Source organism: Psychrobacter sp. 28M-43, from assembly GCF_014770435.1.
In the GTDB taxonomy this organism is placed as follows: Bacteria; Pseudomonadota; Gammaproteobacteria; order Pseudomonadales; family Moraxellaceae; genus Psychrobacter.
The window spans coordinates 1,392,272-1,417,486 of sequence record NZ_CP061739.1; the positions used below are offsets into that span (position 1 = coordinate 1,392,272).

Consider the following 25,215-nt stretch of genomic DNA (forward strand, 5'->3'; position numbering starts at 1 on the left):
TCCGAGCATCTTCAATCTCTTACCAAAGATAACTACCCTGTGGCAAATATGCCAGACGAGCCACTAAAAACTCCACTTGAGATTAATATTGAGCCCAAGCGCTTAGCCATGACCAGCTCATGGAGCGCAGGGGTAAAAGACGATGGTACGCTTTGGACATGGGGTACAGATGGTCTACTGCGCGAGACTAAGACAGGACAAGACCCAACGCCTAGGCAAGTCGAGGGCGTGAATGATGCGGTAGCCGTATCAGGTGCGGGTCATATGCTACTACTGAAAGATGATGGCACAGTATGGGGTTGGGGTAGTAACTATCATGGAGAGATAGACCCTAGTGATGGTGACATCTTTATTGAAGAATTGAGACAGATTAAAGGGATTGAGAATGTTGTAGATATCGCTGCTGGTGAAATGGACTCCATATTCTTAACTAATAACGGTGAAGTCTATGTATTAGGCAGTAATGAAGGTGGTTGGGTTAATGAAATCCCAAAGCAACTTATTATCCCAACTAAAGTTCCTAATCTTTCAGATATAATCCGTATTGAATTTAGAAATGGAGTTCTATTAGCGTTAGATAAAAAAGGCGAGTTGTACTCTACAGGAAAATCAGAACGTGCGTTAGGACGTCTTCTCTATCAATCACAAGAACCTGAAATAGAATATCATCCTGCTGCTAAAGTCGCATTACCTAAAAAAACTATCGATTTCTCAGTAACCTCTACAAGCGCAATGGCAGTTCTTGAAGATGGAAGCGTATGGAACTGGGGAAGCAATAGCTCTGCTAACCTAGCCTTATCAGATTCTGAAGATATTAAAATGCCAGAAAAAAATCCATATTTACATAAGGTTGTAAATATTGGAATACATGCTGCTGTAACTTCTCAAGGTGACTTATATACTTGGAATAAATACGGGTTTGGGAAGAATAAAAACTCTATTTCAGCGTATACATATAATAAACCTTTTTTAATAATGCAAAATATTGATCCAGACCAAATAGTTTATGGGTACTTATCATATGCTGTGGTCACAAATGATGGCAATGTCTGGTTTTGGAATTGGAATGAAAATGGGCAACGCGGCACGGGTGAAGTTGTAGAAAGCATGGAAAAAGATTATGTATTAACACCTGAAAAATCACTATTTACTTTGAAATAAAAACCACTTTAAAACTAAGGAAAGTCATTATGTCACAGTCCATCAAAGATATCTTTTATCATGCGCTACTAACTCGTGCTGCTTACTCTGAGATGAAAAGCAACGATTTGCAAGGTTGGAATTTACTAGAGAATTAAGCAGGTTAATCCGCCATGTATGCAGACATGGTAGATTTTATCCAATCCCGCTTTGATTTCATTGGTTCTTTACTAAAACCTATATAAGCATTTGCTATCAGTCTATACGGCAATAGTACTGCCTATTTCTAACGACCGTCTTAGCGATTTTTCTCATCATTGATATCATCTACATCAGCACGACCAATCACATCTAAATCTTCTAGACATAACTTATCGTATTCCTTTTTGCAAAAATTAGGATCAATATCACACATCGCTGACTGCAGTTGATCGAGGCGATTTTCTGATTGTTGGATGTGCTCAAGCATTTTGGCAAACGCTTCTGCGACAGGGTCTTGTGAATAAGGATCGATACCATAAGCACGGAAGGTATTGGTGCGTTTGGCAGTAGGGGTAGTGTCTTTAGTTTGATCGTTGCTCTCACCAGCCTGTGCCACTTTTTCTTGTTGCTTGGCGTCTTGTACTTTTGTCGCGATTGGATTGCCTTTTTCATCGTGATGATCTGAGATCATACGCGCGGCACTGCCGACCATCGTAGCGCCTGCTGGTACAGGTTTGACTACCACTGCATTTGAGCCAATTTTAGCGTTTTTACCGACCGTGAATGGCCCTAAGACTTTGGCACCAGCACCAACGGTTACACCGTCTTCTAGCGTTGGGTGACGCTTGCCATTATTCCAAGACACACCGCCCAAAGTAACACCATGGTATAGCGTCACGTCGTTACCAATCTCAGCCGTCTCACCGATGACAACGCCGACACCGTGATCGATAAAAAAGCGTCTACCAATCTTAGCAGCAGGGTGAATCTCGATACCTGTCATGATGCGCGAGCCGTAAGAGATAATGCGAGCGGCTAGTTTCTGTTCATTGTTCCAAAGACAGTGTGCACCGCGATGCAAAACAAGCGCATGTATGCCCGGATAAGTTAGGATCACTTCCAGACTATTACGCGCCGCAGGATCTCGGGTGAATACTGCATCAATATCTTCTTTCAAATCGTTTTTGATAGTAATAAGCGATTTGAACAATTTGGATGGCAATGACATAAAGCGTCCTATCTATTCGTCGGTAGAGTGTCGTCGCGAAAACAGCGATGCCTCTAATCTGTGGTCATAAAGTTCGGATAATCAGGAATATATATTTTCGCTAAGCTTCTGCAAGTTATAACAGCTTTATACCGCAAAATATAGTAAAAAGCTGTCAAATAAAGGCAAGCTCATAAACTATGGCTTGTTTTAGTCTTTCGATAGTTTGGCAATCAAAGCGCTTAATAGCTGATATTCTTTTTGATCAAGTTGTAGGCGTGACCCAAGTCTAGACAAGCGTGATGGCAATGACTTTAGATGTTCGCTATTGGCTAGTCCACGCTGCACCATAAGGTCAGTAGTACGCTGAGTGAGCTGTTGCAACTGCTGCTGATTAATAGCAGGCTCATCCCATTGCTGACGCAAATTCACATTGATTGTCGATTGGGCGTCTGTGCTTGTATCCGAATCTAAACTATCAGCTGTCTGAGTATGCGTTTGAGCATAAGCAAAAATAAAGCTGGCGATGACTTGCACCGCTGATGCAACATTTAGGACAGGGTAGGCAGGATTGGCGTCGATTTGAATGTGATAATCGGCATAAGCCAATTCTTCATTGGTCAATCCACGGTCTTCACGTCCAAATAATATAGCAATATTTGGTTTGCTAGAAGTAGCAGTAGATGAGGTATCAACATTACTATCATCTGCACTTAAAGCTGCCTGTGCATCGATAAAGTCGAACATAATCTTAGCGGCTTGCGTAGGTGTCACAACAGGGCGCGGCATATGACGACTACGACTGCTAGCGGCAAATACCAACTGACAGCCAGAGATAGCAGATTCTAAAGTGGGTGCAATTAAAGCTGACGATAATAATTCACTGCCACCTGCTGCATGAGACACACTGGTTTCGTCAATCGGTAATTTGGGATCGACCACCGTTAAGCGAGACAAGCCCATGGTATGCATCGCGCGGGCAGCCGAACCAATATTGGCAGGTAAAGTTGTATTAACCATGACTACTTGTAGGCAATCAAGGTAGTCGCTTACTGTATGTGATGATATTGCTAATGAAGCGTCGTTACTCATTATTGTCCCAGTCTCTGATTGATTTCTTGTTCAGCACGGTGTAACGCAATGGCAATCTCTTCGATCAGGACGGCTTGCTCATTAATCCGGCGCTCACGGCAGTATTCTTGTAACTGGCTACTAAGACGAACTAATTGAGTCGTACCCAAATTGGCGCTAGCACCTTTTAGAGCATGAGCAGTTTCAAAACCATTGGCGTTATCGTCTTTTTGATGGGCAATTCGCAGCGCTGCAACTCTTTGCTTACTATCAGCAAAATATACTTGTATCAAATCAACAAAGTCTTCTTCGAGCAGGTCACGCATGTCCTCGAACTGTTCATGATTGATAATTTCTTCATCAGTTTGTCCGAGCATATTATTATTTGTAGTGTCATCCATGGTGGTTGTCCAATTTATAAAAGTTAAAGCAATAAGATTACTATAATGAATTTTTAAAACGTAATGTACGTCTTAGCTGTAATGGAAATGTAAGTTCTCTTCACTGACCAAAGTCTTTAATGTCTGCAAGTTGTCGTCATTTGGGTAAACGCGCCAGTGCTCAGACAGTCCAACATTTGCGATGCCATAGACTTCATAAATGCTTAGTCCAAGTGGCAGACAATTATCATTGATAGAAGCGTCAGTATTACTCAGGGCGTTATTGGCATAACTGGCTGGCATACCGTTTTGATTGGCCGCGTCATGGTTCATGTCGCTTTCTAATGCCAATAAATCATTACCGTTCTCATCATACAAGCTGCCACCCATTGCAGGATCGTAGACATTACTACCGCTGCCACCTTGCTCGTCTTGCTCTTGGTTATAAGCCAGACGCGGCTCAGGAATAATGTCAGCCTGAGCTGATTTGAGTAACGGCTGTAGACGTGTGAGCAAATTAATATCACTACCGTGAACTTTGATACTGATTTTTTTGAGCCAACGTAGTCTGGCATCTACCATGCTCATGGCACTATCAAGACGTGCAAACAAACGTCCATCACGCTCACGGATGCTGCCTTTGATAATAACGACTTCATCGATTTTCAACTGTTCTTTGACACGATTAAAACGCTCAGCGTAGCAGCTGACCTCGAGTCTCGATGTACCATCATCCAAAGTAATCACGTTGCGATTACCAAAGTTGGCAATATCTATAATAAGCCCCGAGAAATAGCAACTGCCGTTATAGCCAGTATCGGTTAACTTATCAAGACGCGCACCAGAGGTATAGCGCTTCAATTCATCCAAATACTCATTGATCGGATGTCCCGTTAAATACAAGCCTAACGTATTCTTTTCCGCTTTTAGGCGATGTTTGTCGCCCCAAATGAGTTCTGGCGTCATGACTAACGGCGGCGCTGCGACCACACCGTCCATTTCACCAAACAAATCCATCATACCTATTTCGCGGTTTTGACGGTCTTGCTCAGCGGCTTGTACGGCGCTTGGCAATTGACTCATCAAGGCGCCGCGAATCTCGTAAGCTTCGTCGGCTGGCAAGTCAGGTCGTAGCGTGGCGGCAAAGTCATCAAAACAGCCAGCACTGACCAACGCTTCAAGTGTGCGCTTATTGACTTTTTTGATGTCCACACGGCGGCAGAAGTCATACAAGTCTTTAAAAGGACCTTCGCGGCGACGTGCATCTACGATAGACTCTACCGCGCCTTCACCCACGCCTTTAATTGCGCCAAGACCATAGATGATATTGGTCGGAGTATCGGCAACGAAATGCCACTCACTGCGATTGACTGAAGGATTGACTACGGTTAACCCAAAGTTTTCACGGCAGTCATTGATAAAGAACACGACGTTGTCGGTGTTGTTCATATCTGAAGTTAAGACCGCTGCCATAAATTCGGCAGGGTAGTATTGCTTTAGATAAGCCGTTTGATAAGCCAATACGCCATAAGCCGCAGAATGCGAGCGGTTAAAACCGTAACCGGCAAACTTTTCCATCAAGTCAAATACACCGCCTGACGTGACCTCATCGATACCTTGTGAGGTGGCACCCGTGACAAAAATATCGCGCTGCTTGGCCATCTCTTCAGGTTTCTTTTTACCCATCGCACGGCGTAGCATATCAGCACCGCCCAAACTATAGCCTGCCATCACCTGTGAAATTTGCATTACCTGTTCTTGATAGACAATAACGCCATTGGTGTTTTCTAAAATTGGCTCAAGATTGGGATGGTCATAAATGACTTCCTCGCGACCATGCTTACGGTCGATATACATCTCTACCATGCCTGCATCGAGTGGGCCGGGACGATACAGCGCACACATTGCGATGACATCCTCGATATTGGTCGGTTGCAGTTTAGCCAGATACTTTTTCATACCCATACTTTCTAGCTGAAAGACCGCCGTGGTTTTGGCATCTTGCAGCAGTTTATAGGCTTTGCTGTCATCTAACGGCAAATCTTCTAAAACTAAGGCAGGTACGTTTTCTTTTGCACGGCGCAAATTAATATTTTCAACCGCAGCGTTGATGACGGTTAAGTTGCGTAGACCCAAAAAGTCAAACTTCACCAAACCGACAGCTTCTACATCGTCTTTATCAAACTGGCTGACGCGGTGACCTTCATCATCACAGTAAATGGCACTAAAGTCAGTGATTTTGTGCGGAGCAATCAATACGCCACCAGCATGTTTACCGACATTTCGACAGACGCCTTCAAGCTTAATCGCCATCTCCCAAATCTCAATGGCATCTTCATAATCCATATTATCGGGATTAGAGATCAAGTCTTTGAGCTGTGGTTCTTGCTCAAGCGCTTGGCTCAGTGTGATGCCAGGCGTTTTTGGAATCAGCTTAGATATTTTGTTGGCCAAAAAGTACGATTTGCTTTGTACGCGTGCCACATCTCGCACAACTGCTTTTGCGGCCATCGTACCAAAGGTAATAATCTGTGAGACGGCATCACGGCCATAGGTCTGCGCAACATAATCAATAACGCGGTCACGACCTTCGATACAAAAGTCGATATCGAAATCGGGCATCGATACACGCTCAGGGTTCAAGAAGCGCTCGAACAGTAGGTCGTAATGAATCGGATCAAGATCGGTAATGTTTAGTGCATAGGCGACCAATGAACCTGCACCAGAGCCACGTCCAGGGCCTACTGGCACGCCATTGGCTTTTGCCCAGCGGATAAAGTCCATGACGATGAGAAAGTAACCGGGGAAGCCCATAGATAGAATAATATCTAACTCATATGCGAGGCGTTCATCGTATCTCTGACGGAAGTCGCTCCAATTGTCCGTACGTGCCTCGACAGGAAACAGCTTGTCTAAGCGCTGCTCAAGACCGCGTTGTGACTCGGCACGGAAAAACGATTCAATCGTCTCGCCTTCAGGAACAGGAAAATCAGGTAGGACGTTAATCCCAAGTGTCAAGGTGACATTGCAGCGTGTAGCGAGACGCAAGGTATTATCAATGACCTGCGGAATATCAGCGAATAATTGCTCCATCTGAGCTTGTGTTTTTAGATACTGCTCATCCGAGTAAGTCTGCGGACGGTTTGGATCAGCAAGGACATAAGAGCCTGCAATACAGACGCGGGCTTCATGAGCATCAAAATCATCTTGCTCTAAGAAACGCACGTCATTATGCGCAATGATAGGAATGCTGTGTTTGGCACCTGAATGGATGGCTGCTTTAATAAAAGCATCTTCGCCTGAACGATTGGTACGCTTGATCGCAAAGTATAAACGATCATCAAATTTTGACTGCCATTCAGTAAGTAGTTCATCGGCCTTTTCTGGCATCGAGCCGACCAATGCTTGACCCACGTCTGACTTTTCGGTGAGCAGTACAATCACACCTGCTGCATGTTCTAATATATGACTGCGCTTAATAACTGGCGTGCCATGATTGATAGGATCAGCACGACCTTCGGTAAACCCAAGCGATACGATACGGGTAATGTTTTGATACCCTTCGTTATTCATCGCGAGCAAGGTAAGGCGTGTGTCTTCATTATCCATGATGACTTCACTGCCAATGATAGGCTTGATACCCGCACCTAAGCAGGCACGATAAAACTTCACCGTGGCATATAAATTGGATAAATCGGTCAATGCCAACGCACGCTGATTGTCAGCCGCAGCAGCTTTTACCAGCGGTTTGATACGCACGATAGAATCGGTGATGGAATATTCGCTGTGAATGCCAAGGTGTACAAATGCCATAGAAGACTCTTACTGGTACGATCAAAGAAATAAGCTGCCGATAAAATAATTGATTATTATCAATCAATTATACTGATATCTAGGGGTCGATAAGACCTCGATAGCCATATTGATACGTTTTAAATTGGGTCGTCAATAATAGCATTATTTGCCGCAGACAGCCACAGGTTCAAAGGGTTTAATCTGCGTGAGAGGATTTGTTTTTCTTATTTATTAACATGAAATTTTGCTGCGTTTTCTCTCAATAGTTGTTAGCATAAACATTTGTTTTTAAATAATTGTAATGCTATGCCGATTTCACTATATTATTCACGCAATCAAAAAAGACGATAATACTATGAGTAATATTACTAAGCTGCCTGCATTTGGCGACATGTTAAATGCTGGAATACAAACTATAAAGAATTTAAGTACGCGAAATACTATTGGGCGCACTGTATTTTACAGAGAGTTTGAGAAATTAGCGCAAATCGTAAATGATCATAAAGACATCAACTATATGAGTAACTACGATATACGCCATGAATGTCATGATGGTTCGCCTTGCTACGACGAAATTATTGATTTGATCTTAGTATGCTTATCTGCAATGGGCTTGGTTAAGGAAGATAAATTTAGTTTGATTCCTAATCTAAATCAGAACTTTGCCAATTTTATTACTTTCGATGAGAAAGTAACGCCTAAAAATATCATACGTTTAGACCCTTTCGGTAAAGTTTATTTTTGGCTAGCGGGTAATAATTTTAATCAATATATTGGTGAAGGAATACCAAATGGTGATTATATTGCTAACTTTAAACGCTTCGATAGCAAATCTTTTGCTGATTTGCAAAAAGTTAATATTGCTGCTTATGGTAAAAACGGTGACGCGCTTATCAATCATTTGATTGATGAAACTAAACGTCGAACCTCTATATTTATGAATAATTATGCAGATGCTGCTGTTGGTAATGATTTTGTCAAAGTGACGCCTGATATGATCATGGCTCAACTTGAAAGCTTATCACCTTTACAGTTTGAATGGTTTTGTTTGAAATTAATTGAGAGATCCTTGGAGATAGAAAGTCCTGAAAGTAATCTAACATCTCGTCATACAGGGCGGTCTAACGATAATGGTATTGATGGACTAATTATTCAGGACTTTCCAGATGGTGAGGTGCACAATTATTATATACAGGCCAAGCTCTATAGTAATGGCAATAATATATCTAATGGCGACTTGAGAAATTTCATAGGTGCATATCCTCCACAAAAAACCAATCATCATGGCATCTTTATTACTACCACAAGCTTTACTAAGCCTGCTCAAGACTATGCTAATTCGACTGATTCGCACAGTCTTATTCTCATTGATCAAATGAACTTGATCGAGTTAATGATGCAACATAAAGTCGGTTTAAAAGAGGTGAATGCCAGACCAAAATTATTATTGGACAATGACTTTTTTGAAAGAATTAAATTATATTAAAGCAGGTCAGTATTTACTTATTTATGCAAGAAAAGCTCTATGAGTTATAGCAACACATAGAGCTTTTTTATAATGACTAGAGACATATATTCATAACTTAATAACCAACCACCGCCGCATCGACAATACGTGGGTCAGACGATCCGTAAACACCGTTTGGTGTGAGCATGATCGATTGCGTAGATCCCATCGCGGATTTTGGACTGACGGTATGACCCATCGATTCGAGCTTTTTCACTGTATCAATATTCAGTGCTTTTTCGACTCGAATCTCATCAGGTAACCATTGATCGTGGATACGCGGCGCATGTGTTGCCTCAGCGATATTCATATCATGGTCAATGACGTTAGATATAATTTGAGTGACAGTCGTGATGATACGACTACCACCTGGGCTACCAGTAACGATGTAAGGTTTGCTGTCTTTGAATACGAGCGTTGGACTCATAGAAGACAGTGGACGCTTATTGGCTTCCACCGCATTGGCATCGCCACCAAGTAAGCCGTAGCCGTTTGGTACGCCCGGTTTGGCAGAGAAATCATCCATTTCATTATTAAGCAGAATGCCCGTGCCATCCGCAACGAGACCAGTACCATAAGAGAAGTTTAATGTATAAGTATTGGCTATCGCATTGCCATCTTTATCAACGATAGAGAAATGCGTGGTCTGATCACTCTCGTACGGCAGAGGGTTGTTAGCTTTGATAGTAGCTGCTGGCGTGGCTTTATTGGGATCAATCAACGTACGCAGTTTATCTGCATAGGCTTGTGACGTTAAGCCGCTGGCAGGGACATCAATAAAGTCAGCATCTCCCAGATACTCAGCTCGATCTGCATACGCTAACTGCATCGCTTCCGCCATTAAGTGAATAGTCTGTGCGCTGTTTTGTCCGTAGTCTTTGAGCGGATAGCCTTCTAAGATATTTAAAATCTGCACGATGTGAATACCACCAGAGGAAGGCGGCGGCATAGAAACAATCTCATAGCCACGGTAGTCGCCTTTGACAGGTTCGCGAGCAATGGCTTGATAATTGGCCAAATCTTTCAGGCTCATGCTGCCGCCTGCTTCGTTGACTGCTTTGACCAGTTTTTGAGCGGTCTCACCCTTATAAAACCCATCGGTACCCTTTACCGAAATCCGCTTTAGTGAACGCGCAAGCTCAGGCTGCTTTAAACGTTCGCCCGGCTGATAAGCGCTGCCATCAGGCTTAAAAAATACTTTTTTGGTACTTGGCCATTTTTGCAGGCGATCGCTCAAAGCAGTAAGCGACTCGGACAAGCCAGCGGTGACTTCTATACCGTCTTCAGCCAGTGCTATCGCTGGTGCCATAACTTGCTCGCGGCTCATCGTACCATGCTCTTCTAGCGCTTTTAGTAGTCCTGCTACTGTCCCTGGTACGCCAACTGCCAAGCCATGATAACGAGATAAGTCGCTGACAGCATTGCCTGCTTCATCGAGGTACATATCGCGTGAAGCGCTACTCGGGGCTTTTTCACGGTAATCAAGCGCCACCGTTTTGCCTTGTTTGGCATCATAAATCATCATAAAACCGCCACCACCGATATTACCCGCACGCGGCAAGGTTACTGCTAGGGCAAAACCCACTGCAACGCCAGCATCTACTGCATTACCGCCATCTTTTAGAATCTGTAGACCAATGTCAGAGGCAAGCGCTTCTTGGGTAGCGACCATGCCGTTTTTCGCCCAAACTGGATGATGAATGGCGTCTTCAGAGTAAATAGCTTGGTCGCTATTGGCATTATTAGCATTGTTCGATGTGGTATTAAGTGTATTTGTCTTCGCTCTCGTGATGCGCTTGGTTTCAGAGAGTACCGTTGGACTATCAGCCATGATGGCCAAGTTTATGGCACTGGTATTGATTGATGTATTGTCGACCGTGGCGTTACTTATTGAGGTCGTTGACTCTACAGCCTGTGCGGATATAGATAGCAGTAGCGTACTGGTAATGAGCACGACGCTAGATTTGAGTAAGGTATTAATTTTTGGTTTACGCTGCTGAGCGGTTCGATGGTGGCGAGATAATAACTGTGACATCGCAAAGTCCTTTTTACGCGAGTGTAAGGAATAGAGCTAGGAAATAGATAAGCCTAAATAGTAACGAAAATATGAAATAGTAGAAAGTTGTTTATTATCTTTTGTGGTGTACGCTTTTATAGCGTTCAGCTGTATCAGCTGTATTTCAAATAAATGAAGCTAATTTTCAAGTAAGTGAAGCTATTGATAAGACAATCGTTATATAGAAAAAATTATTTATGAATGAAGAAATCCTTTAAAAATATTCGCTAATATTACTAAATTGTAACGTCTTGTGATATAAATAACGGTACCACTGTACACTCATTATCGACTGTCTATTCATACAAAGAGATTACTATGTCATCACACCATATTAATAACCGAAATCGACAGCGCTACTCTGAGACTGCGCCTACTTATTTATCTGACACTGATCATAAAAACTATAATGGTAAAAATAATAACGGTCATCTATATCCAACCAGTAAATTGACTTCTATCGCATTGCTAGTTGGTAGTGCCTCGCTCATCCTCGCAGGTTGCCAATCAACTCCAGCCAGCTCATTTTCCAATCTGTCGTTGAATAGTAGCGCCTCTAGTACCATGATGGACTTTAGTGTCGCCGATGCCGCGCAGAGCCAACGTCAAGGTCAAGCCTTTACTGCCAGTCAAAATGCTCAGGCCGCGCGTTATGAGCATCTATTTGATCAAGAGAAGTATCCAAATACCGAAAACCAAGCCAAAACACACTTGCTAGCAGCCATTCGTCAACACTTGGCGACCGAGCATGTCGCAGTCGCCACAGCCAATTATCGCTCAGCACCGTTCATTGACCCAGATAGTATCGATGCAGGATCGAGTAGTTTGCTCAGAACGATTATAGAAACCTATGTGTATCAGCCTGAAGGTGCATATAGCGAAAGTGATGATGAGCCATACAATGATGACTATAACGATTATGATGACGCAAAAAATTCGATAGAGTCCGACTATTCTAGTGATTATGATCAATCTAGAGCAGAAGCTGAAGCAGAGAGGAGAGCCATTGCTGCTATATTGGCTGAAGCGGGGGAGAATGAGCCGACGGGCAGTGACAGCAACAGCGATAACGAGTATGCCTACGATACAGCAGATTATGATAGTGATGACTATAGTAGCGATAATTACAGTAGTGACGACTATGATAATTATGATGAATACAGTAGCGGTGGTGAAGGTATGCTCTCAGGGATGTCAGGGTTAAGTCCCAAGTCAATGGCTGCAAAGTATGAAGCCATGCAAATGGCAAAACAGCAAGCTAAGACAGAGACGGTAAATCGTGGCAGCCTACCAATGTCATCTACAGGTATGATTGGCAATATACTTGATATGTTCCACCGTACTCCTGAGCAAATAGCTGCATCCAATGCTTATCAGTATGAGCATTTAACATTCAATAGTGTCAGTCAATACCGTCCCAAGCAGCGCCAGCTACAAAGCGTCTATAGCTACGACTACGCCACACCAACGATTAGCTCATCGATACAGATACCGTTAGCATTTGATTTTAATAACAGCAGTGTCGTAGTTGATCCATCGGCCATCATGCCGATTGTTGCACTTGTCAACCCGGAGAATACGCCATTACCATCACAGATGACCTCGCACACGGTGAGCTTTGGTTTGCCTGAAAGCATCACGGCACAGTTGCCACCAGCGGTGCTCTACGATGCGGTGCTCAATGCGATACAGAGCAGTATGGCTGAGCTGGCGCCTGAGCATTTTAGCGCAGTCGATATCAGTGGGGATGCGTTTGCCAAAGAAGTCGGTGCGACTCGCACAGTCAAAGTCTATTTTGGTAGCCAGCAAAGCGGTGAAATAATTGGCAAGACGCTCAAATATGTAACGAAATCCCTGCAAGAATACGTAGATGCCAATCCAGATAAATATCCTGATGGTGCCGCACTAAAGACAGCACTGGCTAAAGCGCAATTATACAATAAAGGCTATCAAAGCGCAGATGTCGGTTCGCTATTGCAGCTTATCGAAGCTATCGGTCCTATCTCATTTAATCAAATCAACTACTATTACTTAGACAGCTCAGATCGACTGCTGGCCAAGCAGCAACGTGTCAATATCGGTGGTGATTTGATGGGGTCGACCACAACCATGCTAAACCAAGTACGTTACGATAAAGCCAGCTTTAACCGTCATGCCTTGACACCATTGCTTACAGAGTCTTTTGGTTCAGACGCTACGCCTCCTATCGATGGCAATGCATGGATAGCTAAGCAGCACGATAAAAAAGACAGATTACAAACGGCCCGCTATGCACGCTACGACTATCAAGATAGCGGTGTCGAAGGTGCTTATAGCAGTGATGAATATAGCAATGATGAGTATGGTAACGATAATGACAATGGCGCAGGCTCTATCGATGAGAGCCGAGTTGACGATGCTCAAGATGATATGAATGAAAAATAGAAGTCGAATGACATCATCGCATTGCATTTACGCTCATATCTATTAAGGATAAAAAATGAAAACAGTACCTCACACCATTGCACAACGTCTGCCATTTAAGACTACAAACAATCTGTTAGTCACCAGCGCATTTTTGACAGGGGCGCTGTTATTAACAGGTTGCCAGTCTACCAGTTTGGGCCAGTCCAACACAGCGGCTGTAAAACAAGCACCTAGCATTGCCAAAAAAACACTAGAAACAGCCCTGCAAAAACAGCGACGTCAGTCATTTAGCTACCATAGCAATCTTGAAATTGGCAATAACCAACAATTTACAGATGCCGATACTAATACTAGTACGGAGAAAATGGCGGCATCAGACTATGTAGATGAACATTGCGAAGAGGCGCATGACCAAGCGTACGCGGCTCTAATCCTGCAAGCAGAACAGCAAAACAAAGATATTCTAGCGATGGATTACGATACTAAGCGTGACAGCATAAGGCAATCGTATTTTGAGTGCGTAGATGCCTATCATGCATGGGATGATCATCAATACGATAGCGATGTAAAAGTAGCACCAGATTATCAAGCGCTATTTGATAATTATGAGGATAAACAAAGACCGTTAGATAGGAAGAAAGCACAGTTATTAGATGAGTATCTATTAAAGCCGCTTTCTATCGACTCTCAAGGGATCTATCAACCGATGGCGGGCAAGGCTACGATGCTCGCCAGTGCGCAATATCAAGCACGTAATCATCATAGCAGTATCAACCAGCCTATTTACATGGATTTTAAAAACGGTGATATTTACCTATGGGCAGATAATTTTGCAATTCTAAACTCAGAATTATTAGACGATAAACTCGGTACAAAATGGCAAAACAAGTGGTTAAAAATAGCCATTGATGATGGTACATTGCCTAAAGGGATTGGTGGTGAAGTCATCAAAAGCCACTTTGCGGCGTTAGATGCGACTTATGATGCGGCTCCTGTCAGCCAGTTTAATTATGTTGCCCCTGACTCACTTGCATCACTGTCTCCAAAGCTGCCTGCGCACCAGTTATCGGCTATGCTACCGAGCGATCAAATCATTCGCCGAGTACAACGCTTCGAGGATTATCAAACGTCGCAACAAAAATATATGCAGATTTTCTATGATCGGATCAGTGAAAAATACCCAGAGCTGGTACAAGAACCCGAACCGATGACAGCGTTTGAGTCGATTCAAAATCCAAAGGCATTCACCAGTAAGTCTATTGTACAAAAAATACTGGCTATGATAAAAGGTCAAATGAATGAGGAAACCACGACAGGTGAGGCCGTTGCCAATACAGAAGTACAGGAACTGTACGGGTTTGATAAACGTGGTCAACTCAAATGGGAGCACTTACGTCGTCAGTTAGATAATACTAGCGAAGCGAATAATGACAAAGGCATGAGGATAGATGTGTTGCAACAGTATTCCGCTATTAGCAATAAGGACTTAATGTTTCCTAACCTACCAAGTAATGTGCAGTCGCCGAACGCTAGCAATAGTATTGATTTACGAAAGTATGCTCCAGAGCTGCTGCAATATTACCAAGATGGTAATGGCACGGCAGTAGGTAAGATGGTCTTTAACATGTTGCCGATGGTCAGAGAGCGTATTGGTTCGGTTGAGTAACTGATTAGAGTATTAATTAGTAGATAGAAAGCATTATTAGTTTTTGAACAGAATAATTTTACATTAAAAAAAGCGCACCTATTAACGGCGCGCTTTTTCATTTTATACGTATACAGCTAGGTAAAATAACACTTTTCCGAAGTGGTTTATTACATACCTTGATGCTGTTTGTCATGGCCTTTACGGTCTTTTGAGTGCTTACGACCTTTTTCTTGTCTCTCTGACTTCATCTGTTCCATCTTTGCACGTTGCTCAGCAGTCAACACTTGAGCGATGGCGTGTTGTGTTTGTACACGTTCGATAAAGCGTTGCTTTTCTTTTGCCGCACGTTGATCAGCCAGACGGTTTAAAGCAGTAGTATTCAAAGTGCTGGCATTGGTCAACGCTTGTATTTGCTGATCCATTTGCGCGCGTTCTGCTTGATGTTCTGCACGGTCAGCAGTGCGATCGCCACGTTTGTTTTGCATGATGGCTTTGATTTGCGCTTGCTGTGTCGCTGTTAGATCCAGTTTTGACATTGGGCCTCTCATCTCACTTTTTTTCATGCCATCTTTGTGGTTCTTTTGCATTTGCGCAGTTGGCGTTGTATCAGTGGTTGCATTCACACTAGTGCAAGCGGTCACGGTAAATATGCTAGAAGCTGCTAATACTGAGCCTAATAGTAATTTTTTCATCATAATATCCTTGATTACATTGAGTTCGATTTAATAAACACTAAATTTTTATCTCGCAAGTACCATCTGTTGAACGTTATCGCTCGTTATGGTCAGCCATCTTAGAAATGCAATACTTGCTGTTGATAGGAGTATATTACGACAGTTAAAGGTTACGAACATTTATGAAGTATTAAGAAAGGTAACGTTTCTGGTGAATTGGCAAGTGTTTGCCTGATAATATGTTTAACTACAGTCTACCGACAATAAAAATACCACGGCGGCAATCTCGCTAGCCATATTACAGTGACACTTGTACGTGGACTTATTGCGTCATGATTACTATAGAGTGCTTGGATTGAATAGAGATAAATAGAAATTAAAGGAGAGAAGCATGCCAAACATCCTGATAGGCGATGACGATGAAGAGTTAACTCAGTTATTGCAAGAGTACTTGGACAATCACGGCATTCGCTGTGACTGCGTACATGATGGTGCAGCAGTCATACAACGACTCAAAGCAGTGGCACACGAAGATACGGTTTATGATTTACTCGTACTCGATATTATGATGCCGAAACTAGATGGTCTGAGCGTCCTGCGCCAATTACCAAATATTATCGATATTCCAGTCATTATGCTGACGGCAAAAGGGGAGGAGATTGATCGTATTATTGGTCTAGAGCTTGGGGCTGATGATTATATCACCAAACCTTGTAACCCTAGAGAGCTGCTAGCGCGTATCAATGCAGTGATTAAACGTACCAATACGACCGCATCAGAGCATACTCCGTTGCCAGAGAGTCGTTTGCATCTCGATCAAAACCAACGTGCCTGTCAGATAGATGGGGTGACGCTACAAGTCACTGGTACAGAGTTTGATTTGCTCGTGGCCTTGCTCAAACAAAAAGGGGAAGTGGTAAGTAAAGCATGGTTGTCAGAAAATGTCTTGCAGCGTGAGTTGCAGCCATTTGACCGTAGCCTCGATGTACACGTATCTCGCTTACGCAAAAAACTTCAACCTTTCCACGATGAGCCAATAAAAGCGGTGCGTGGAAAAGGTTATCAACTGGTGCTGTAATGACGGACATATCGATGAAAGCTTCTGAGCAGACCTTCAAAAAAGCACCTAAGTTTAAGGTGCGCGTCACCTTGTTTTGGCGTCTGTTTCTGAGCCTGTTATTGACGATTTTAATCACTTCTGTATTGTCTATCGTGGTAGAGCGCTGGTTGGCTGAAAAAGAGCTGACCTCTCGTATGGACGTGCAAATCGATAGCCTATTGATAAAGCGTGAAGAGATGGTCGCGTCACTACGGACTGGTAATGTAGAGTCTGTCAGGCAGATGTATCGTCAAGATCGCCAGTTGATGAATCAAATCAGAGTCTATGATGAGCAGGGCGCTATTATCTTCCCGCGTTACCGTGATAAAGACGGTCGGCAAGGGCAGCTGCAAAATGGTCGGCAAACAATGGATCGTGCGATACAACCGTTGCAGCAAATACCGTCTAGACCGCCTAGAGTAGATAATAATGCGTATGGTGTAGAAGGTCGCAATGCTGACAATAGACTGCGTGAGCACGACAATGAGATACCAAAAGAGGAGCCGTCTTTTTGGCAAGAATTCTTAAAGCCAAGAACGGCAAGTAGTGCAGCAGTAGCTGATATCGATACTCGTCCTGAATTGGCCGATATGTCTGTTGAATTACCTGATGGTCAGTCAATCATCATACAGTTACGTCCGCATTTGCGTTTTTCAGACGTGGTAGAGATACAGCACGGTAATTTCCCAATACGTTTGCTATTGATCGTTATCTTTAGTGTATTGGTCTGCATATGGCTCAGTCGTACGTTAACCCAGCGAATTGGCCGTGTACAAAATACCGTACACCGTATGATTGATGGTAATTATCAAGCCAACCCAGAACTGTCCAAGATGGGCGATGATGAGTTGGGGCTATTAGCCAAGGACGTTGCTCATCTGTCAACGAGGCTCATCGATAGTGAGCTGGCACGCAAGCAAATGCTCAGTGATATCTCACATGAGCTGCGTTCGCCACTTGCTCGTCTGGATGTCGCGACTGAGCTGACTCGAGATTTTGCGCCCAATGCCAATCGTTATCTAGACCGTATCGATAAAGAATCTACACGAATGAATGAGCTAATTGAGCAAATCATTCATATTCAATCCCTGCAAATGCAGCAATATACCGTTGATAACTTAGAGAGTGAGGCAGTCGATATATCTGACATTATTAGTAATATCGGAGAGGATGTCTGCTTTGAGTTTCAACATAAAGACGTACATTGGCAATGGCAACCGCCTGAAGCCTCAGCGTTGGATGATTTGGAAGGATTTTGGACAGTACAAGGTAATGCAGAGCAGTTGTATAGCGCGCTTGAAAATGTCATTCGCAATGCTTTTATGCACACGGCAGCGGGTTCGACAGTGATTGCGGAAATAAAGGCAATACAAATGGACAATAAGGCACCAGCTGTTCAAATTAATATAACAGACGAAGGCGGCGGTGTCGCAGAAAAAGACTTAGAACGTATTTTTCATCCCTTTGTGCGGCTCGATACTGCTCGGCATCGTGATACTGGCGGCTATGGTCTTGGATTGGCTATTGTTCATGCTGTAGTTATGGCGCATAAAGGATATATCAATGCTCATAACCGTCAAGATGGTATCCAAGGGTTGGTGGTTCAAATAGTGCTACCTAGCAGATAAAAAGATAAATAATGCAGAAATAATTTATGTAACCAATATGCGCTTATCATGTATTTGTAATGTGTATAAGCGCATATTTAGTAATAGATAAAAGCTGACTCTTTTTAAAACCGACGTAATTTATTATAAATAGACAAAAATTAAAAGTATTTATATTCGTTTATATGAATATAATAGACAAACGGTATCAAAACACGGATGAAAGGCATTGTCTCTCTGTATATATTCGGTAATACTAATATATACAGAGAGTGATAAAGATTATACAAAACAGAACGTCTTATTCCTTAAAGACTACTACAACTATTATTTGAACAAGGTCTCGTTATTATAAGCTTATAACCCGTTTTATTTTGTCACATCGTCTCTCTGACATAGATCTTATCTCTGATTTTTTAAATCTGACAAGTCTGTAAGGGAGTACGCATCATGAACCGCATTTATAAAGTCATCTGGAATGAAGCCTTAAGTTGTTTTACCGCCGTTGGTGAATACGCGAAGGGACGTGGCAAATCTTCCAAAACTAGCGTTAGCTCTAACGCTACCATCAATACAACGTCTAACCTGTCCGTTATCCATACGTTACGTCTGAGCACTATAGCGCTTGGGCTACTAGCGGCTGGCTTTAGCATGCAGGCGAATGCATTGGGTACTTACTTTGCTGGAGACGATCCAACAACTAGAATACATACCAACTCATTCTTTCATCAAACACTAACGGTGCAGGGTGGAGAGACGGTCATTGGCGATCCCAATACCAAAAATATCAGCGTGACTGCTAGTAGGCGTGATAAAGCGCTAACGATAAAGCTCGATGAAAATGTCGACTTAGGCGCTGATGGCAGTCTCAAAACGGGTGATACCTTAGTCGATAATTCTGGCATTAAGATTACAGCCATAAATCCAGCCAATAGTGTCATTTTGAGCAGTAGTGGCCTAAACAATGGTAATAACAAAATCACCAATGTATCCAATGGTGCTGTGATAGCAGGGAGTAAAGATGCAGTTAATGGCTCGCAGCTATACAGATTGGTCAACATAGTTAAAGACAATAAAACCAAATATTATAGTGTTGACTCTGAAGCTATTGGTAATGCCAACAACGATGGCGCAACAGGTTATAACGCTATGGCCATGGGTGGCAACGCAAAGGCAACTGGCAGCCAAACCATCGCTATTGGTAGCTCTGAATTTGGACAACAGACGCTGGCAAGTGGTGAACAATCTATTGCTATTGGTGCCAATGTCGTTTCAAGAGGCGGCTCTTCTATTGCCATCGGTGGCGATGACCTAAACTTAGCATCGATATACAATATCGACGGTAGTATCACTAGCACTGATCTAAACAGTGGTACAGTCAATACGGTTTTTAATGAATATGCGGGTCGAGATCTACTGGATGCAAGCGACCCATATACAGGAAATACTGAATCGGGCGGGGCAGCTTCCATAGCAATTGGTGTCAAAGCTCGTACGGCGGGTCATCTTGCAACTGCAATAGGTACGCATGCGAATGCTGCTGCAACCGCGTCATCAGCGTTCGGTGTGGCTGCCTCTGCTACTGAAAAAGGGGCCGTGGCACTGGGTGCTGGCGCTCAGTCTAATGCTCAAGATGGTGTGGCACTAGGATCGCAATCTGTGGCTAACGTTGCAGGTGGTGCGGTTGGGTTTGCTCCAACAAGTGCTAGTGTCGTAGACAAAGCAGCTATTACCGCAACTAATAGTACAGGCCTTGGTGCAGTTTCTGTTGGTAGCTCTACTAATGGTACTCGCCAAATTGTTAATGTCGCAGCAGGTACTCAAAACAGTGATGCAGTAAACGTATCTCAATTAAAAGCATTAGATACTATCGTTGCTGGCATTGATTTCCCTATTCGTTCTAGCAGTGCACAGCCATACACCACGTCAGTAACAGGTACTGATGCTCTTGCCGTTGGCTCGAATGCCAATGCAAAAGGTAATAATGCAACCGCTGTTGGAGAGAGCGCATTTGCAAACGCAAATGCAACCGTTATCGGTGAAGGCGCAAGATCTTCGTTCAACGGCTTTGCTGGTGGTCAGGAGGCCAAAGCGGGTGTTAATTCAGTGGCGATAGGTCAAAGAGCCACAAACGGAACCGCAAGTCGTGCGGTTGCGATAGGCTATGAAGCAAAAGCAACTGCCCAAGACACTATTGCACTTGGTCTTGATGCACGAGCTGAAGCGTTAGGTAGTATTGCACTAGGTAAAGGTTCTAGAGCAAATGCTCTAAACAGCGTGGCTTTAGGTCAAAACTCTATTGGGGCGGTACAAAGCGGTGCATCTTTCTTAACCAATGTTGCGGCTGATGCCAATAACGGCACCGTCTCAGTAGGCGCTGTTGCAAGCGAACGTCGTATCGTTAACGTTGCAGGTGGTTCAGCAGATACGGATGCAGTGAACGTATCTCAGCTAAAAGTGGTTACAGAAACAGCCAATAGAGGCTGGGATATCAGCGCACAAGGTGATAGTGCTACCGCAAGTACGGTAGAACCTGGCGACTCAGTTGACTTCAATAGTAAAAACAGCAATATCACTGTTTCTAAAGACACTATTAATAATGATGTCTCGTTCGAACTCAACAATAACTTAGACCTAGGTAATAACGGTAGTGTAGAAATGGGCTCAAGCTCTCCATTCGGTTTTGGTGATACAACGACACTTGATCGTTCTGGTCTTAAAACAGGTAACTCATACCTTAGTACTACCGTTGATGGCTTAGGTGTTAAAACGGGGAATAGGTTTGTTAACACAAATGTTAGTAGTTTAGGCGTCGCTGTATCAACGCCATTTTCTAAAACTCTTCTATCTAGTAATGGTCTCAATATTATTGGTGGTCCAAGCGTAACAAAATCTGGTGGTATCAACGCTGGTAACAAAAAGATTATCAATGTTGATAACGGTGAAGACCCAAATGATGCTGTCAATGTCAGTCAGCTAAGTAGCTCGTCTGCCGCTGCCAGAACCAAAGTCTTAAAGGGAACCAATGTTTCTAGTGTTGATTTCTCAATCGACAGTGACACAGGACAAGATGTTTATACTGTTAATGCTAATGGTGCTAAAACCTCAGCAGGATCTGCAGCTGTCACAGTTACTGCAGGTGAAAAAGACTTAGCGACTAACACGACCGATTATGCCGTTGACTTAAGTGCCGATAGTAAAGCCAGTCTAGTTAAAGCAGACAGTGCCATGCAGACTATTATTGCCCAAATAGATGGCGTTAATGTCAAAACGCTCAATAAAACGGATAATAAGGCTAACTTCCTAACGGGAGATAACATTGTTCTTAGTGCTGAGGATGGCGGTATTAAAATCGCTACAAAAGAGGATGTCACTTTCACTAGTGCCAGCTTTGCTAATAGTACAGTTCGTTTGAGTAGTGAAGGTCTTGATAATGGCGGCAACAGAATCATCAATGTAGATGATGGTGATGCGCCTATGGACGCTGTCAACGTCAGGCAGCTAAACGTCGTGACAGAAACTGCTAATAGAGGTTGGGATATTAGTGCACAAGGTAATAGTGCTACCGCAAGTACGGTAGAACCTGGCGACTCAGTTGACTTCAATAGTAAAAACAGCAATATCACTGTCTCCAAAACAGCTAACAACAATGATGTCTCGTTCGAACTCAACAACAACTTAGACCTAGGTAATAATGGTAGTGTAGAAATGGGTTCAAGCTCTCCATTCGGTCTTGGTAATACAACGACACTTGATCGCTCTGGCCTCAAAACAGGTAACGTATTATCTAGTACTACCGTTGATGGCTTAGGTGTTAGAACGGGTAATGCACTGGCTAGTACATCAGTTAATGGCTTAGGAGTATTTGTGAATGGTCCACTAGGTATTCCTAGAACTGTTCTAACCATGGATGGTTTAACAATTATCGGTGGTCCAAGCGTAACAAGATCTGGTGGTATCAACGCTGGTAATAGAAGGGTTGTCAATGTTGATAACGGTGAAGACCCAAATGATGCTGTCAATGTCAGTCAGCTCAATAGTGCCTCCGCTGCCGCTAAAACAGAGGTCGCCGCAGGTACTAATATTGCGGGTGTTGTGAAGTCTACAGGTGGTAACGGTCAAGATGTCTATACTGTTAATGCGGATGGTGTGACTGCTTCAGCAGGATCTGCAGCTGTCACAGTTACTGCAGGTGAAAAAGATGATACAACTAACACGACCGATTATGCTATTGACTTAAGTGCTGATAGCAAAGCCAGTCTGGTAAAAGCGGACAGTGCCATGCAGACCATTGTTGCTCAAATAGATGGCGTTGACGTTAAAACGCTTAACCAAACGGACAATACGGCTAATTTCCTAACAGGAGATAACATTGTTCTCACTGCTGAGGATGGTGGTATTAAAGTCGCTACAGCAGAGGATGTCACTTTCACTAGTGCCAGTTTTGCTGATAGTACAGTTCGTGTGAGTGGTGAAGGTCTTGATAATGGTGGCAATAGAATCGTCAATGTAGATGATGGTCAGGGAGATACAGATGCCGTCAATGTTAGACAATTAAATGCAACCAACAATACAGTGGACCTAGGACTGAACTTCACAGGAGATGATACAACCGTTGTCGTCAATCGCAAGTTGGGTCAAACGTTGACACTCCAAGGAGGCGCGACAGAGTTAACTGAGAACAATATCGGTGTGATCGCTGATGAAGAGGGCAATCTAAATGTTAGATTGGCTGAAGATGTCATGCTTGGTAAAAACGGTAGCGTGAGAATGGAAAGCACGGTGCTTAACAATGCAGGCGTCACCATCACTGATGGTCCTAATCAGACCATTACGTTAAGCAACGAAGGTCTTGATAATGGTAATAATAGAATTATCAAAGTTGATAAGGGAATTGCCCCAACCGATGCCGTAAACTTTGCACAGCTCACTATGACTAATGATGAAATCGCTAAAGGCATCAAAATTGGTGACGGCAATAGTGCCAATGATCAGCAATTTTCGCTAGGCGATACCATCAATGTCACAGGAGATAACAATCTGACTACTGTCGCTTCTGCGACTGGCGTCCAAGTGAAACTGAATAATCAGTTAGACCTCGGAGATGATGGCAGTATACAGATAGGCAATAGTATCATGAGTGATGCAGGCTTTACCTTCGTTGGAAATGGCGTGAATAGAATGGTTTCGCAGGTCTCATTGAGTAGCCGTGGTCTAGACAATGGAGGCAACACCATTCGCAACGTTGGGGAAGGTGTGCTAAATACGGATGCTGTCAATGTTGGGCAGTTAAAAGATGTCGCCATTGCCTTAGATCAAGGTTGGGGCATCACCGCTCAAGGTGATATCGCTACGATGGTAAAACAAGGAGATGCTGTCGACCTCAGTAGTAAAGACGGTAATATCAAGGTATCTAGGAAATCAGTGAGTGATGTGGCTGCTTTCGATAGTAGTCCATCACTACAAGCTGTAGCCATACCTACCAATGCTAATGACATTAGCTTTGATTTGAACCCAGATATTACTTTGAATAGCGTAACCACTGGTGGTACGGTTATGAATGATAATGGACTGACCATTGCAGGTGGCCCAAGCATCACGAAAAGTGGTATTGATGCCGCTAATACCAAAATTACCAACGTTCAAAATGGGGAAGTTTCGGCGACAAGTCAGGACGCTATAAATGGTGGTCAGCTTTATGCCCAAGGAACTGGTATCAGCAGTATTATCGGTGGTGACACTGTTTACAATGCCGAAGATGGTACTTTCATCAACAGTGACATTGGTGGAACGGGTGAAAGCAATATCGATGGTGCGATTGCTTCTATCAGACAAGGCACGATTGAAATTAGTGAAAATGTGCAAATTAACACAGAGAGCATTACCACTAATACAACCAATATCGCGACCAATACGACAAATATTGCTACGAATACCAGCAATATCACGACCAATACTACGAATATCGAAACCAATACGGATAAGCTAGATGCTGGACTCAATTTTGGCGCAGACAGTGGTGCCAATATCAACAAACCAATTGGCGATGAGAGTGTCCTCAGTTTCACTGGTGGCAATAACATTACTACCACTGCAGATGGCAGTAGTATTAAGTTTGATCTAAACGGTAATATCAGCGTTGATAGTGTCACAGTTGGGACAACGGTTATTAATAGTGAGGGCATCAGTATGCAAGATGGGCCAAGTATGACGTCTCAAGGTCTATATGCTGGTAACCAACGTATGACTGGTGTCGCCGATGGGGTCGAAGCAACAGACGCCGTCAATTATAGTCAGCTTAGCGCGCTTGATAGTCGACTCAATAACAATATGAGCGATCTTGGCTACAAAATTGACGAAGTAGAAGACGATGCAAATGCAGGTATCTCAGCTGCGATGGCAATGTCGGCAATGCCTCAGGCTTATATCGCAGGTAAGTCATTGATTGGTGGCGGTGTCGGTACCTATAATGGAGAGAGCGCTGTAGCAATTGGTTTCTCTAAATTATCTAATGACGGTCGTTGGGTCATCAAGGTAAATGGTACGGCAGATACTCAGGGCAACGTAGGCGGTGCAGTGGGTGCAGGCTTCCATTTTGACTAACAAAACCTCTCAATTGTAGTTATCGATAGACTATAAAAAA

13 protein-coding genes are annotated in these 25,215 nt (G+C 43.3%); 7 read left to right on the forward strand and 6 right to left on the reverse strand.

What is annotated here, in order from left to right:
- Positions 1-48 precede the first annotated feature (48 nt).
- Positions 49-1,161: an RCC1 domain-containing protein gene (locus IEE84_RS05930; RefSeq protein WP_224737973.1), complete on the forward strand. Its 1,113-nt coding sequence runs from the start codon at positions 49-51 to the stop codon at positions 1,159-1,161.
- A gap of 277 nt (positions 1,162-1,438) precedes the next feature.
- Here IEE84_RS05930 and cysE read toward each other — a convergent pair whose 3' ends face one another.
- The 4 genes from cysE to dnaE all read right to left on the reverse strand — a co-directional run bounded on the left by cysE (position 1,439) and on the right by dnaE (position 7,593).
- Complete coding sequence (gene cysE, locus IEE84_RS05935; protein ID WP_191115211.1) at positions 1,439-2,350, reverse strand: serine O-acetyltransferase; 912 nt, start codon at positions 2,348-2,350, stop codon at positions 1,439-1,441.
- 189 nt (positions 2,351-2,539) lie between these two features.
- Positions 2,540-3,421, reverse strand: a complete 882-nt coding sequence (locus IEE84_RS05940; RefSeq protein WP_191115212.1) for an RNA methyltransferase — start codon at positions 3,419-3,421, stop codon at positions 2,540-2,542.
- Positions 3,421-3,801, reverse strand: coding sequence for an Hpt domain-containing protein (locus IEE84_RS05945; protein ID WP_057759831.1), 381 nt, complete (start codon positions 3,799-3,801; stop codon positions 3,421-3,423). Before IEE84_RS05945 ends, IEE84_RS05940 begins: the two co-directional genes overlap by 1 nt.
- 72 nt (positions 3,802-3,873) lie before the next feature.
- On the reverse strand, positions 3,874-7,593 hold the full coding sequence (dnaE, locus tag IEE84_RS05950) for a DNA polymerase III subunit alpha (protein ID WP_191115213.1): 3,720 nt from the start codon (positions 7,591-7,593) through the stop codon (positions 3,874-3,876).
- A 337-nt stretch (positions 7,594-7,930) separates the two neighbouring features.
- On the opposite strand from dnaE, the gene IEE84_RS05955 reads away from it, so the two are divergent.
- Positions 7,931-9,061, forward strand: coding sequence for a restriction endonuclease (locus tag IEE84_RS05955; protein WP_191115214.1), 1,131 nt, complete (start codon positions 7,931-7,933; stop codon positions 9,059-9,061).
- Positions 9,062-9,158: 97 nt separating this feature from the next.
- On the opposite strand, the gene ggt is transcribed toward IEE84_RS05955, so the two are convergent.
- Entirely contained in the window at positions 9,159-11,117 is a 1,959-nt protein-coding gene (gene ggt, locus IEE84_RS05960) for a gamma-glutamyltransferase (RefSeq protein ID WP_191115215.1), read from the reverse strand.
- Positions 11,118-11,456: 339 nt separating this feature from the next.
- Here ggt and IEE84_RS05965 point away from each other — a divergent pair, with 339 nt between their 5' ends.
- Positions 11,457-13,562: a hypothetical protein gene (locus IEE84_RS05965; protein ID WP_191115216.1), complete on the forward strand. Its 2,106-nt coding sequence runs from the start codon at positions 11,457-11,459 to the stop codon at positions 13,560-13,562.
- Between the two features lie 55 nt (positions 13,563-13,617).
- Positions 13,618-15,210, forward strand: coding sequence for a hypothetical protein (locus IEE84_RS05970; RefSeq protein WP_191115217.1), 1,593 nt, complete (start codon positions 13,618-13,620; stop codon positions 15,208-15,210).
- A gap of 149 nt (positions 15,211-15,359) precedes the next feature.
- On the opposite strand, the gene IEE84_RS05975 is transcribed toward IEE84_RS05970, so the two are convergent.
- Complete coding sequence (locus IEE84_RS05975) at positions 15,360-15,884, reverse strand: Spy/CpxP family protein refolding chaperone (RefSeq protein WP_191115389.1); 525 nt, start codon at positions 15,882-15,884, stop codon at positions 15,360-15,362.
- Positions 15,885-16,257: 373 nt separating this feature from the next.
- On the opposite strand from IEE84_RS05975, the gene IEE84_RS05980 reads away from it, so the two are divergent.
- The 3 genes from IEE84_RS05980 to IEE84_RS05990 all read left to right on the forward strand — a co-directional run bounded on the left by IEE84_RS05980 (position 16,258) and on the right by IEE84_RS05990 (position 25,175).
- The gene (locus IEE84_RS05980) at positions 16,258-16,944 is read left to right on the forward strand and encodes a response regulator transcription factor (protein WP_057759848.1); all 687 of its coding nucleotides are present in this window, start codon (positions 16,258-16,260) and stop codon (positions 16,942-16,944) included.
- Between the two features lie 14 nt (positions 16,945-16,958).
- Positions 16,959-18,593: a sensor histidine kinase gene (locus IEE84_RS05985; protein WP_191115218.1), complete on the forward strand. Its 1,635-nt coding sequence runs from the start codon at positions 16,959-16,961 to the stop codon at positions 18,591-18,593.
- Positions 18,594-19,022: 429 nt separating this feature from the next.
- Positions 19,023-25,175 (forward strand): YadA-like family protein, encoded by a 6,153-nt coding sequence (locus IEE84_RS05990; RefSeq protein ID WP_191115219.1) that lies wholly within the window; start codon positions 19,023-19,025, stop codon positions 25,173-25,175.
- Positions 25,176-25,215 lie beyond the last annotated feature (40 nt).